9 protein-coding genes are annotated in these 12,561 nt (G+C 60.9%); 2 read left to right on the top strand and 7 right to left on the bottom strand.

All coding sequences use genetic code 11. The features are described 5' to 3' along the window. Nucleotides 1–4: 4 nt before the first annotated feature. A complete protein-coding gene (locus tag BLU26_RS00635; RefSeq protein ID WP_092283030.1) occupies nt 5–1,564 on the top strand; it encodes a methyl-accepting chemotaxis protein in 1,560 nt (519 codons plus the stop codon). 227 nt (nt 1,565–1,791) lie between these two features. Here the strand turns inward: BLU26_RS00635 and BLU26_RS00630 are convergent, their stop codons facing one another. From BLU26_RS00630 to BLU26_RS00600, 7 genes are all read right to left on the bottom strand, one after another. Next, nucleotides 1,792–3,228 (bottom strand): BatD family protein, encoded by a 1,437-nt coding sequence (locus BLU26_RS00630; protein WP_092283029.1) that lies wholly within the window; start codon nt 3,226–3,228, stop codon nt 1,792–1,794. Continuing rightward, nucleotides 3,225–4,814 (bottom strand): VWA domain-containing protein, encoded by a 1,590-nt coding sequence (locus tag BLU26_RS00625; protein ID WP_092283028.1) that lies wholly within the window; start codon nt 4,812–4,814, stop codon nt 3,225–3,227. Before BLU26_RS00625 ends, BLU26_RS00630 begins: the two co-directional genes overlap by 4 nt. After that, nucleotides 4,811–5,794 carry a VWA domain-containing protein gene (locus BLU26_RS00620; RefSeq protein ID WP_092283027.1) on the bottom strand — a complete coding sequence of 328 codons (984 nt, stop codon included), beginning with the start codon at nt 5,792–5,794 and terminating at the stop codon, nt 4,811–4,813. Before BLU26_RS00620 ends, BLU26_RS00625 begins: the two co-directional genes overlap by 4 nt. Then, on the bottom strand, nt 5,787–6,326 hold the full coding sequence (locus BLU26_RS00615) for a DUF4381 domain-containing protein (protein ID WP_092283026.1): 540 nt from the start codon (nt 6,324–6,326) through the stop codon (nt 5,787–5,789). The genes BLU26_RS00620 and BLU26_RS00615 overlap by 8 nt, the downstream gene beginning before the upstream one ends. Before the next feature lie 3 nt (nt 6,327–6,329). Then, the gene (locus BLU26_RS00610) at nt 6,330–7,316 is read right to left on the bottom strand and encodes a DUF58 domain-containing protein (RefSeq protein WP_197674514.1); all 987 of its coding nucleotides are present in this window, start codon (nt 7,314–7,316) and stop codon (nt 6,330–6,332) included. A 41-nt stretch (nt 7,317–7,357) separates the two neighbouring features. Then, nucleotides 7,358–8,338, bottom strand: coding sequence for an AAA family ATPase (locus BLU26_RS00605; RefSeq protein ID WP_092283025.1), 981 nt, complete (start codon nt 8,336–8,338; stop codon nt 7,358–7,360). Between the two features lie 240 nt (nt 8,339–8,578). Then, nucleotides 8,579–10,114 (bottom strand): arylsulfatase, encoded by a 1,536-nt coding sequence (locus BLU26_RS00600; protein WP_197674513.1) that lies wholly within the window; start codon nt 10,112–10,114, stop codon nt 8,579–8,581. Between the two features lie 307 nt (nt 10,115–10,421). On the opposite strand from BLU26_RS00600, the gene glmS reads away from it, so the two are divergent. Beyond that, complete coding sequence (gene glmS / locus BLU26_RS00595) at nt 10,422–12,248, top strand: glutamine--fructose-6-phosphate transaminase (isomerizing) (RefSeq protein WP_092283023.1); 1,827 nt, start codon at nt 10,422–10,424, stop codon at nt 12,246–12,248. Nucleotides 12,249–12,561 lie beyond the last annotated feature (313 nt).

Here is a 12,561-nt window from a genome sequence, read left to right as displayed (position 1 = left end):
CGATATGCGCAACAATCAGCCCGTCACCCAGCGAGAGCGCACCTTTCCGGAAGAGCAACGCCTGATCTCTACCACCAACCTCAAGGGCATCATCACTTATTGCAACGACGCCTTCGTCGATGTCAGTGGCTTTGAGCGTGCAGAGTTGATCGGCAGCCCGCATAACATGGTGCGCCACCCGGATACGCCCTCAGCTGTATTCGGTCACATGTGGGGCGACCTGAAGCAGGGGCACGCCTGGATGGGCATCGTAAAAAACCGCTGCAAGAACGGTGACCACTATTGGGTCAACGCCTTTGTAACCCCCATCTATGAAGGCGGCCAGATTCAGGGCTATGAATCGGTGCGCGTGAAGACCACACCCGGCCAGGTTCAGCGGGCCGAAGAACTTTATGCGCGGCTGAACAAAGGGAAAAAAGCGATCCCCGCCGACTGGTCTGGCGTGGCGCTACACGTGGTGCCCAGCGCACTGATGCTGGCAGTGGGTGGTGCCGCCGGCGCGCTGCTTGGCGCACCTGGCATCGCTTTGGGCGCCGTGCTCGGCCTGCCTGCCGGCATCGCGCTGAAAGCCGCACTTGATCAACGTCTGAACCGCATTATCAACGCTGCCGACAGCAGCATTACCGACCCGCTGCTGGCGCAGATGTACACGCCGTTTCACGGCGCCTTGGGGCAAATCGAAATGGCCATCCACAGCCAGCAAGCGCGGCTGCAAACCTGCCTGACCCGGTTGGCCGACAGCGCCGAGCAGCTCAAGCGGCAGGCCGGTGAAGCCAGTCAGCTGGCTAGCCAAAGCAGCACAGGGCTTGCCCAGCAACGCAACGAGACCGACCTGGTTGCCGCCGCCATCAACGAAATGGCCGCCGCCACCCAGGAGGTATCGGGCAACGTCCAAAGCACCGCCACCGCCACCCGCGACGCCAGCGAGCTGGCACTGCACGGCAAAAACGTCGCGACCAAAGCTCGCGAATCCATTGAGAACCTGTCAGGCGCCGTCAACACCGCGACCACCGTCGCCAATAAACTGGCCAGCGATGCGCGCGAGATTGGTACGGTAGTCGACGTGATCAAAGGCATTGCCGAGCAGACCAACCTGCTGGCCTTGAATGCCGCTATCGAAGCCGCCCGCGCCGGCGAGCAGGGTCGCGGCTTTGCCGTGGTCGCCGACGAGGTGCGCGCACTCGCCAGCCGTACGGCCGAGTCAACCGAGCAGATCCACAGCCTGATCGCCAACCTGCAACACGCCGCCCAAGGTACAGTCGACAGCATGCGCATCGGCAACGAGCAGGCCGAGCGTGGTGTTGCACAGGTCATAGAGGCAGACGACGCGTTGGAAGGCATCCGCCAGGCCGTAGAGCGCATCAATGAAATGGCCGGCCAGATTGCCAGTGCCGCCGAGGAGCAAAGCAGCGTTGCGGAAGAGATCAACCGCAACGTCACCAATATCGCCAGCCTCGCCGACACTACCTCGCAGGAGGCCCAGCGCAGTGCCGACCTGAGCGGCGAACTGGCAGCCACCGCGGAGCAACAGGTGAACCTGGTTGAACGCTTCAACCGCCGTTAAGGAGCGCTGATCAAGTCTGCAGGCGCTTTGGCGATCAGACCGGGTCGCCATCACGGCGGTGCTTCGAAGGCATAGCTAGAGCGGTAGAGAAACCACAAAACAACGTGCTATCCCCCCTGAGCGCTGCAGGACCAGCGTTCAAGCATGCATCTGCTATGTTGAGTTGGTGCGGTGTGGTCAGGGGATAATCAGCGGCGCCTGGAAGCACAGCAGTATTGCCGGACGCTTCAGGCCACCGTCTGTGGGCGCGCGTGCGGGTTAAGCTCGGGCAGCACACCGGGTTCCGCGCTGGCGCGCAGGTCACCGGCGGAGGGCAAGGCCTGCTCCAGCGTCTGCCATAACGCCGAAGTTTCCGTGCCAGCACCGGTGCCGTAGCGTTGCTGCCCGATGCCCGCCAGCGCCTCGATAACAGCTGCGCGGCGGTGCGCAGACAACACCGGTACGCACTGCTGCAAGTGCTGCCAGGCCGTCAAGCTGGCTGCGTAGTGCCTTGCTTTCGCTGCCTTGTGCAGATCGGCAAGCGCGCCGACGCCGAGCGCCTCTTGCTGCTGTGCCAACTTCTGCTGCCGCTGCTGCCACAGAGGCAACAGCCAGCGCCGGCAGGCCCAGAGCAAGAGCAGCAACCCTAACAGCGGCATCAGCAGCCACCAACAGGCGAAGTCGCTGCGCTGACCGACCGCAGGAAAACCGCCGCCCTTGATGCTCAGCGCCAGTCCCTCCAGTTGCACCGTAGCTACCTTTTCACTCTGCGTGTCATACCAACGCAAAGAGAGTGACGGCAAGCTGGCATGGCCACTCTGCTGCGCAATATAAGTCACGCTTTCACTCCGCTCACCACCGGCTTCGTGCTCACTTACCTTGGGCGATGCGGTATAAACTTCCATCCCGGCAGCACTCGCCTGCTCATTCAACGAGGGCAGCAGCAACACGCTGCCACCCTCAATGGCCAAGGTGATGTCGCGTTTCAGACTATCCCCCACTGCCAGCTCCACTGTCCCCTCGCTGCTGGCGTCAATCTGCTCAACAGCACCTTCGCTTTCTTCAGCGCCAGCTCGCGTGGTAGTGAACGTCTGACTCAAAGACAATGAGCGACCGGCGATATACGGCGACAAGCCAGCGGCGGCCGGCGGTACTGTGGCCGTCAGCGTCTGAACGTCGGTTTCTGCCGCTTCACTTACTATCTCGCCGCTGTCCGGGTGCTGGAAGGTAATCGTCAGCTTGGCCGGCCCCAGGTTGTACTGCCCTGGCGCAAGTGGCGTAAGTTGATAGGTGCGCGTCACCCCGGACCAGGTGCGACCGTCCATGCGACGACTCAGGGGCGTAGTAGCCCGCTCGCCCAGCCGCACTCGCAGGTTGGCCTGATCCAGATCGGCAAATTCGACCGGTCTGGGCATGTAGGTAGGTACCAATACCGTGACGCGCAAGCGCGCACTTTGGCCGGGCGCGACTTCATCTGGCATCAGCTCGCTGGTGACTTTGGGGGCCAGCGCGCCTGCATCTGCGCTCTCGTCGCTTTGTTGCGCCGCGCTATTCTCAGACAGTGGCTGAGTTTGCGCTTGCTCCTGCGCATAGACCGCAGAGACAGTCGCGCAAAACATCGCGCCGCACAGCACGGCGGCGCCCAGATGAGACCGGCGCAGGCACCTGTACAGGGTCCGCATCATGGCTTGGCCTCCGCTGCTTCCAAGGCAAAGCGTTGGCGCAGGTAATCACTGGTGTCGGCATCAATCGATTGGATCCACTGATCGGCAGTCAACAGCTTATCGCCCTTTTCTCCCGCCATCTGGGTGAGCTCACCGCGGCCGGATTCGTTGTCGAACACCACGTCATCGGCGCCCTCACCACTCTCCTCCCCCGTATCCGATTGTTCTCGGGTTTTCTCCACGTATTCCAGAATCTGCTGCGCCAGCGCCAGATTCTTCTCGCCATCGGGGTAATCCGGGTCGCGCTGCAAGACGGTTTGAAAGGCCTGCACAGCATCGCGATACTGGCGGTTGCGTATCATGGCCACACCCTGCGTGTACGCCGCATCGGCGGTGTCCAACTGACTCAGAGTGTTGATTGCCGCGCTGTACTGACCATCGCGAAACAGCGCGTAGCCCTGCCAGGCAGTATCGGTAAAGTGCTCACTGGCCCGGGCATAGTCACGCCGTTGCAACCACCAAGCACCCTGCTGGTCGGGCGTCAGGAAAGCATCCCACAGGCTCTGAAGCCAGGGTGAGTTGGGCTCTGCGGTTGTCTCTGCGCGTTTGGATACCGAGCTGTTGTCTTGCTGCGCCCAGGCACTGGCCGGCAACCAGGCGCCCAGCGGTGCCAACCACAATAGCAACGCCACCGCGCCAAGGCCCCACCCGCGCCGGAACCACAACAGGGCCAGCAGCGCTGCCGGCCAGGCCAGCCAGCCGCCGTTATCTTTCCAGGCCAGCCGATCATCTTCGCGCAGCGCCTGCTGGTAGGCTGTCGCCAGGGTCTTTTCCAGCTGCGCTACATCGCTGTTATCCGCGCTCACCACCACGCGCTGGGCGTCAATGGCCGCCAGGGTGGCATCCTGCTTACCCTCGGGCAGCATCTGCAAAATAGCCAGCGCGTTGCGCTCCTGCCGGTCAGCGAAGCCCGGAGCGTTCTGCGCGCCCATCCCATCGGTGATAAACACAATGGTGCCGGCCACATCGCGGGCCTGCAGTAGCTCTTCAGCCATGATCAGTGCCTGCGCCGCAACATCGCCCTCGCTGGGCATGATGTCCGGCCGCAGGCCTTCCAGGTAGGGTTTGATGAGTTCAGGATCGTTGGTGAGCGGCACCACCAAATGCGCGGAGCCGGCATAGGCAATAAGCGCCGTATCGGCCCCGGTGCGAGTGGCAAGCAAGTCTTCAATTTTGTGTTTGGCGCGCTCCAGCCGGTTGGGCGGTACATCATTGGCGAGCATGCCCTGGGACACTTCCAGGGCTATTACCAGCGGTGCCGTCTGGCTGACCATGGGATTGGCCATGCGATTCCAGCTTGGCCCGGCCAACCCCACCAGCAGGCACAGCAGCATCGCCGCCAGGGTATCGGCCGGGGAAATGCGGCCCGCCGCCGACTGCCCGGTACGCAGCGCCTTGGCCAAATGCGGCGCAAAGTGCCTAGAGATGCGGTCGGCTTGCTGCTGACGGAACCGATACCACCACCAGAGGCCCACGATGATCGGCAGCCCAAGAAACCAAAGCGGGCGCAGGAAGTGAAAGGCAGACAGCGAATCAAGCAGGTTCATGCTGCCGGCCTCCGCCGCAGGCCCCAGTTACGCCAAGCCCAGCCCAGCGCCACCAGCAGAAACACCAGTCCCATCGGCCAGACCGCCAAGGAGCGCCGTTCGCGGTAGCTGTGGTCAGACACCTTGCGCGGCGCCAGCTCATCTATTTGGTCATACACATGCTTGAGCGCCGCCTGGTCGGTAGCGAGGAAAGCAGCGCCGCCGGTGGTGTTGGCAATGTTTTTCAGGGTGGCGGTGTCTACCCGATTTTCACCGCTGCCGTCGGGGTCGCCAATGGCGATGGTGACGATGCGCACGCGCCGATCAGCTGCAATTTCGGCGGCGTTGATGGGGCTCATGCGGCTACCGGTATCGGCGCCATCGCTCAGCAAGATCAGCAATCTCTGTTCCACCTCACTGGCGTCAAACTGTCTTATGGCCAAGCCGATGGAGTCGCCCAATGCGGTATGCGGACCAGCCATGCCGACTTCGGTACGCGCCAACAGCGCCTGCAGGGTATCCAGATCTTCGGTCAGGGGTGACTGCACGAACGCTTGCGAGCCAAACACAATCAACGCCATGCGCTCGCCCTCACGGCCATCCAGAAACTCGGCGATAACCTGCTTGACGCCCGCCAGACGCTGCAGCTTATCCTCCTCGCTGGCGGCAAAATCGTTTTCGTCCATCGAGCCGGAAATATCCACAGCCAGAATCAGATCGCGGGCCGAGGTCTGCCAGTGGATCGGCGCACTTACCTGCTCAGGTCTGGCCAGCGCCAAGACCAGCAGTGCCCAGCAAAGAGCACCCAGCAACCACTGCAAGCGCGTACGTGGCACCACCTGCGCACCGGCGGCCGGGGTCACTCCGGCAGCGGCAACGTAGCGTTGAAAGAACGGCAAGCGCAGGGCCGGCATCTGGCGTTTGTGAGCAGGAGCCAGCCACATCACCAAGAGCGGCAAGGGCAGCAACAACAAAGCAAGCGGCGCGGCCAATTCAATCATGGGCCACTCCATGGCTCAGCTCATGGGTTTTGATCCAACGCTCGACCCGCTGGCGCAAGGCATTCAGCGAGTCTCCGTCGGCCGCGGCGGCTTCCTGGCGATAGGTCATACGTGAGAGTTGCGCGATCGCCTGGGCATCAAAGCAGGGCTTATCAGGCGCCGTGCTCTGGTTAAGGAAGTCACACCATGCATCGCCGCTCAAGGCCGCTACCTCCGCGCGGGGGAAGGCAACCAGGGCGGTGCGCCGCAACACCTCCGTCAAGGCCACGGCACCCTCGCCCGCAGCGAGCCGATGCTCCAGCTCCTGCAACGCGGCGCGGCGATAACGGTTGGCCTGCCAATGCCGGTAGCCGCGCCAACCGTACCAGGCCAGTAACACCAAAAGCGTTAACCCGAGCACTGCCCAGCCCCAAGTCTGCGGCAGCCAGGAAATCGCCTCCGGCTCAGGCACCGGCGGCAGAAGGTCAATCAACTCCGGCAGCATCATCGGCATGGCTGCCGGATCGGCTGGCACAGCGCTATCGGTAGCCATCAGCTATCTCCTGCCCCGCGTGACACCAAGCAAGCGATGCAGTTGCAGCACAGCGTCCTCACTGGCCGAGAGGGGCGCGATCGACAGCCCAAAGCGACGCTGCCAGTCCAGCAATTGTTCACGGCGCGCCTGTGAGACGCCATTCAACTCGCCCCGTACCTGTTCATTCGCCGTGTTCAGCAGTGCCTGTTGGCGACCATCGGACACCACCTGGCTCAGATCATGGGGCAATTGCTCTGCGAGCGGATCGGTGACCGGCGCGAGTACTACATCGTTGTGCTGGCACAAAGCGCTCAACAAAGAGTCGCTGTGCGGGCCAATAACGTCAAAATCGCTCAGAACGATAATCAGATGGTCGCGCCGGGCCAGACGCGCAACAGACTCCAGCACCCTGTCCAGCGAGGTAGGCGCTGGGGCGGCGGCATCGGCGTGCAGCGCCTGGTTGGCGGCGGCGAGCGCTTGCAGAAAGTGCATTACGCCGGCCCGCGAGCGCGCCGGGCGAAACTCCTCGACCTGGCTGTCGGTCATCACCACGCCACCAACCCGGTCCTGCTGCGCCAACACGGCGAAAGCCAACAAAGCGGCAGCTTCGGCAGCGGTTACTGACTTCATCGCATGCTGGCTGCCAAAAAACATCGACATACGCTGGTCCACCACGATCAACGCGGGACGGTCACGCTCTTCGGTAAACACTCGCACATGGGGCTCGCCAGTGCGTGCGGTTACGCGCCAGTCGATGTTGCGCACATCGTCGGAAGGCAGATAGCCCCGCAACTCGAGAAAATCTAGGCCGCGACCGCGCAACCGGGAACCGTGGCGGCCACTGAGTACGCTGCTGGCCGGTTGCCGGGGCAAGAGACTCAACGCTTTGGCATGCCCTTCGAGCCCGCGCAGGTGCGTCAGATCAACATGTACGCGGGTATCAGCGACGCCGGGCATTGCACTCGCAGCCGCAGGTTCCGCCGGGCGCCGGTTAGGGAAAAACGCCATTCAGCTCTCCTTTGCCAACCTGGGGCAAACGCCCCGCTCACTCATGGCAAGGCCACAACGGCCAACAGTTGCTCAATCACCGCTTCCATGTTGATGCCCTCGCCCTGCGCAGCAAAGCTGAGGCCCAGGCGGTGGCGCAGCACATCGGGCGCGACCGCCTGCACGTCTTGCGGGTCCAGATAGTCTCGCCCGTTCAACCAGGCATGCACGCGGCCGCAGCGATCCAGTGCCAAACTCGCGCGCGGGCTGGCACCCAGCTCAATCCAGCGACCCAGATCTTCGGATAGCCGCTGCGGTGACCGCGTGGCATCAATCAACTCGGCCATATAACGCTCCACCGGCTCGGCCACATGCAGCGCGGCAATCTCACGCCGAGCAGCGAAGATGGCGCTCTGGGCGATCTGAACCGGTGCGGTAGAGTGGCCACTCTTTTCCTGGGCCGCCTGCTCTTCGCTACGTACCAGGCGAATGACTTCTACCTCGTCATCCACGCTGGGGTAGTCGATCAATACTTTCATGATGAAACGGTCCAACTGGGCCTCCGGCAGCGGATAGGTGCCTTCCTGCTCAATCGGGTTTTGCGTGGCCAGAACCATGAACAGGTCTGGCATCGGATGGGTTTTACCGGAGACCGTCACCTGACGCTCTTCCATGGCCTCCAGCAATGCAGACTGCACCTTGGCTGGTGCGCGGTTGATTTCGTCCGCCAGCACCAGGTTGGCAAATAGCGGCCCTGGGCTGAAACGAAACACCGGGCCATCCTCACTTTGGTGATAGACGTCACTGCCCGTCACGTCCGAGGGCAGCAAGTCGGGGGTAAACTGTATACGGCTGAAGTCAGCCTCAAGATGCCGCGCCATCGCTTTGATCGCACGGGTTTTCGCCAAGCCGGGCAAGCCTTCAATCAACAGATTGCCGTTGGCCAGCAAACCGATAACCAGACGCCGAACCACAGCTGCCTGCCCAATAATGGACTCGCCAATCGCTGCTTCCAGCGCTTCGATGTCAGCTCGAGAACTCATGATCCATTCCCACCAAAAGAAGTAGGTCAGTCGCTGGAACCCTTGGTGCCCTGTTCTGTTGAGCCACTGTTCCACGCGCGCGGCGACTCAAACCTTTGCCGGCCAACCGCTATGAAGCAATGCTTTACTTTGCAGAAACAGAGTGCGGTTGCGTGAAGCAACCCGAAGAAAATCCAAGCCGACTACTCAAGCCAGCACCCGCTGGCATGCCAGCGGGTGCTAACAAAACACCTGGCCGGTTTAGTGGCTGGCAGGTGGGGTTTGCAATTTCTCAAGTACCTTGTCGAGACTGAAGCTGGCAGCTTCCATGCGCGGCGGGTATTCCTTGAACGTTTCCAGGAACTGCCCCACGTAGGCCTGCGCCGGGACCAACATAAAGGCATGGTCCAGCACCCAGTCATAGTAGGTATTCGAGGTAATCTGAGCCCGCTCATAGGGGTCGCGACGCAAGTTGAACATCAGCGGCATACGCAGCGGAGTGAAGGGGTTAGCCCAGACTTTCAAGGTACCTTCAGCCCGTTGCTCCATGAAGATCAACTTCCAGTCGTTGAAGCGCAGCGCAGTCAGATCACCGTCATCAGAGAAGTAGAAAACCTCATGACGCGGAGACTCTTCAGTCTCTCCAGTCAGGTACGGGAGGAAGTTATAACCATCCAAATGCACCTTGTACTCACGACCAATAGCCTCTGCCTCCCCGTCCAGCAATTGCTGGGTAATGTTTTCATTACCTGCCATGGCAAGGAAGGTAGGCAGCCAGTCCATGTGGTGCATGATGTCATTGGAAATAACGCCTTCCTTGATATGGCCCGGCCAGCGAACCATAGCTGGCACACGCCAGCCACCTTCCCAGTTGGTGTTTTTCTCACCGCGGAACGGCGTCATTGCCGCGTCCGGCCAGGAGTTCATGTGCGGGCCATTGTCGGTCGAATAAAATACGATGGTGTTGTCGGCAACGCCGAGATCGTCCAGTTTCTTGAGAAACAGCCCAACGTGGCGATCGTGCTCTACCATTCCGTCAGCGTACTCGTTCTGACCGGAGATGCCGCGCAGCTCATCCTTCACGTGGGTACGGAAGTGCATCCGCGTCGCGTTCCACCAGACGAACCAAGGCTTGCCTTCATCGGTTTTACGCTGCATGAAGTCCAGAGCGGCCGCCGACGATTCGTCGTCGATGGTTTCCATGCGTTTACGAGTCAGCGGGCCAGTGTCTTCGATCTTGCCATCAGCGGTGGAGTGAATCACGCCACGCGGCCCGAAGGTTTCACGGAAGGTTTTGCCGTCGGGCATCTTCATGTCGCCAGGATAGTCAGGCAGTTCCGGCTCTTCCTCAGCATTGAGGTGATAAAGGTTGCCGAAAAACTCATCGAAACCATTGTTGGTTGGCAGATGTTCGTCCCGATCACCAAGGTGGTTCTTGCCGAATTGGCCTGTGGCATAACCCTCCGCCTTCAACAGTCCGGCAATAGTTGGGTCCTCAATGCTGAGGCCCTCTTTGGCGCCGGGCATACCTACTTTGGACAGGCCTGTACGGAACACACTTTGCCCCGTAATAAAGGACGACCGCCCCGCCGTACAGGATTGCTCACCGTAGTAATCGGTGAACATCATGCCGTCGTTGGCGATGCTGTCGATATTGGGCGTTTGATAGCCCATCAGGCCATGCGTATAGGCAGAAATATTGGATTGACCAATATCATCGCCCCACAGCACTAGAATATTGGGTTTTTCGGTTTGCTGGGCGGCCGCTGGGCCCGCCAATGCGCATAACAATGCCATAGAAAGCACACTGGTAAGACGCCGCGATGAGGGTGTTGTCTGCCGGTATTCCATTGCTATTCTCCATGCGAGTTAAAGCGCAGCTCAAGCGAGATCAGAAAAGCCGCACATACCCCAGCATAGACAGCCCAGAAGCTTTCGCCAGTGCGCATAGAAAAATTCACAAATGCAGATAAAAACCAACATTATCAGGCCAGCATTGGGCCAACCTATCGCCATTTTGAACCGCTAGTCGGGGCGCCCAGTGCCCACCACGAGCGGCTCGGTGATACACTTGCGCCTTTGTTTGCCAGCCAAGGACATCACCATGTGCGGAATCGTCGGCGCCGTCGCCCAGCGAGATATCACTCCCATCCTGCTTGAGGGTCTGCGCCGCCTCGAATACCGAGGCTACGACTCCGCCGGCGTCGCCGTGCTCACCAGCGCGCAACAGCTACTGCGCGTGCGCGCTGTCGGCAAGGTCGCCGAACTGGAAAAGGCACTGCAGGCGACGCCAGCCGTTGGCCACCTGGGCATCGCCCACACCCGCTGGGCCACCCATGGCAAACCGGCGGAACATAACGCCCATCCGCACCTGTCTGCCGGGCTGGCCGTGGTACATAACGGCATCATCGAAAACCACGCGCCGCTGCGCAAGAAACTGATCGACCTGGGCTACGTCTTCACCTCAGAAACCGATACCGAAGTAGTCGCCCATCTCTTGGCCCATCATTACAGTCAAAGCCAGGACATGCTCGGCGCCTTCCGCGCGACCTTGAATGACATCCACGGTGCCTACGCACTGGCGGTGATTCATGAGTCCGAGCCCAACACTCTTTATTGCTCGCGCATGGGCAGTCCGCTGGTGATTGGCGAGGGCAGCGGCGAGCGTTATCTGGCATCCGATCCACTCGCCCTACTGCAGGTCACCGACCGCTTCCGCTACCTGGAAGAAGGCGACTATGCTCGCATCAGCCTGGATAGCTGCGATGTCTGGGATCGCAACGAGCAGCAGGTAGATCGCCCCATTACCCGTTATGAGCATGCCGCCCATAGCCTCGATAAGGGCGAGTACCGTCATTTCATGCTCAAGGAAATCTTCGAGCAGCCGCAGGCCATCCGCGACACCATCGCCGGCACCCTGGGTGACGATCACGTACTCACCGCCATTCTCGGGCCCGATGCCGAAACCCGCCTGGTCGACATTGCCAATATTCACATTGTCGCCTGCGGCACCAGTTATCACGCAGGGTTGGTCGCCCGCTACTGGATCGAAGCCCAGGCGGGCATCCCCTGCCAGGTAGAAGTTGCCAGCGAGTACCGCTATCGCACCGTCGTTGTGCCCAAGGACACCCTGCTGATTACCATCTCGCAGTCGGGCGAAACCGCAGACACTCTCGCCGCCCTGCGCTACGCCAAGGACCAGGGCTACCTCGCCACCCTGGCGATCTGCAACGTTGCCGGCAGTTCACTGGTGCGCGAAGCCGACTGGCGCCTGCTCACCCACGCCGGCCCCGAAATTGGCGTCGCCTCCACCAAAGCCTTTACCACGCAACTGGTAGCCCTCCTCTGGCTCACCACCGCCTTGGCACAAGCGCGGGGCAAACACGAGTCTGTCGCGCGCAATGTCAACGCCCTACGCGGGCTGCCAGCGATCATAGAGCAGGTGCTCACCCTGGAGCCGGCCATCACCCAGTTGGCTCAGCGCTTTGCCAACAAACACCACGCCCTCTTCCTTGGCCGCGGCACGCATTACCCGATTGCCATGGAGGGTGCGCTCAAACTCAAGGAAATTTCCTACATTCACGCCGAAGCCTATGCCGCTGGCGAACTCAAGCACGGCCCGCTGGCGCTGGTCGACGACGACATGCCCGTGGTCAGCGTCGCCCCCAGCGACAGCCTGCTGGAAAAGCTCAAATCGAACCTGGAAGAAGTACGCGCACGCGGGGGCCAACTGATCAACTTCGCCTGTGAAACCATCGAACCGACCAGTGACAGCAGCATCCAGACAATCAGCCTGCCCTGGGTGGAAGACTGCATCTCCCCAGTGCTCTATACTCTGCCGCTGCAACTGCTTAGCTACCACGTTGCACTGGTTAAGGGCACGGATGTAGACAAGCCAAGGAATCTGGCCAAATCGGTCACCGTTGAATAACGTCCGACCACGGAACCGCGGCCAGTCCCAACCCTCAAAGCCACCGGCCCGTCAGGCAACAGCCGAACTGACGGGCCTTAGTTATTGTTTTAGCGAGCATTGGCCCGCGACATAAGGTCACAAAACTTTAACCTTAACTAAACATACTGACTCGGCTTAAAATATGCATCGCATGCTCAGGCGCCCTTAACGCGGCCGACCAACCGCATGCTAGAGAGAGTCCTCAGGAGGAAGACTGTAAATCCTGGGGCGGTAGCGTGCCTGAAGGCACCGTTTTGGCGCACAAAGACATCCTTTTCATTGACGTCACTTT

It is taken from the genome of Halopseudomonas sabulinigri, assembly GCF_900105255.1.
Lineage (GTDB): Bacteria > Pseudomonadota > Gammaproteobacteria > Pseudomonadales > Pseudomonadaceae > Halopseudomonas > Halopseudomonas sabulinigri.
This window is presented reverse-complemented; position numbering and strand designations above follow the sequence as displayed.

Coding starts and splice junctions, on each gene's coding strand:
- BLU26_RS00620 (WP_092283027.1), bottom strand. CDS start 5,794: ATGATTGAATTGGCCGCGCCGCTTGCTTTGTTGTTGCTGCCCTTGCCG.
- BLU26_RS00610 (WP_197674514.1), bottom strand. CDS start 7,316: ATGGCGTTTTTCCCTAACCGGCGCCCGGCGGAACCTGCGGCTGCGAGT.
- BLU26_RS00605 (WP_092283025.1), bottom strand. CDS start 8,338: ATGAGTTCTCGAGCTGACATCGAAGCGCTGGAAGCAGCGATTGGCGAG.
- BLU26_RS00625 (WP_092283028.1), bottom strand. CDS start 4,814: ATGAACCTGCTTGATTCGCTGTCTGCCTTTCACTTCCTGCGCCCGCTT.
- BLU26_RS00635 (WP_092283030.1), top strand. CDS start 5: ATGCGCAACAATCAGCCCGTCACCCAGCGAGAGCGCACCTTTCCGGAA.
- glmS (WP_092283023.1), top strand. CDS start 10,422: ATGTGCGGAATCGTCGGCGCCGTCGCCCAGCGAGATATCACTCCCATC.
- BLU26_RS00630 (WP_092283029.1), bottom strand. CDS start 3,228: ATGATGCGGACCCTGTACAGGTGCCTGCGCCGGTCTCATCTGGGCGCC.
- BLU26_RS00600 (WP_197674513.1), bottom strand. CDS start 10,114: ATGGCATTGTTATGCGCATTGGCGGGCCCAGCGGCCGCCCAGCAAACC.
- BLU26_RS00615 (WP_092283026.1), bottom strand. CDS start 6,326: ATGGCTACCGATAGCGCTGTGCCAGCCGATCCGGCAGCCATGCCGATG.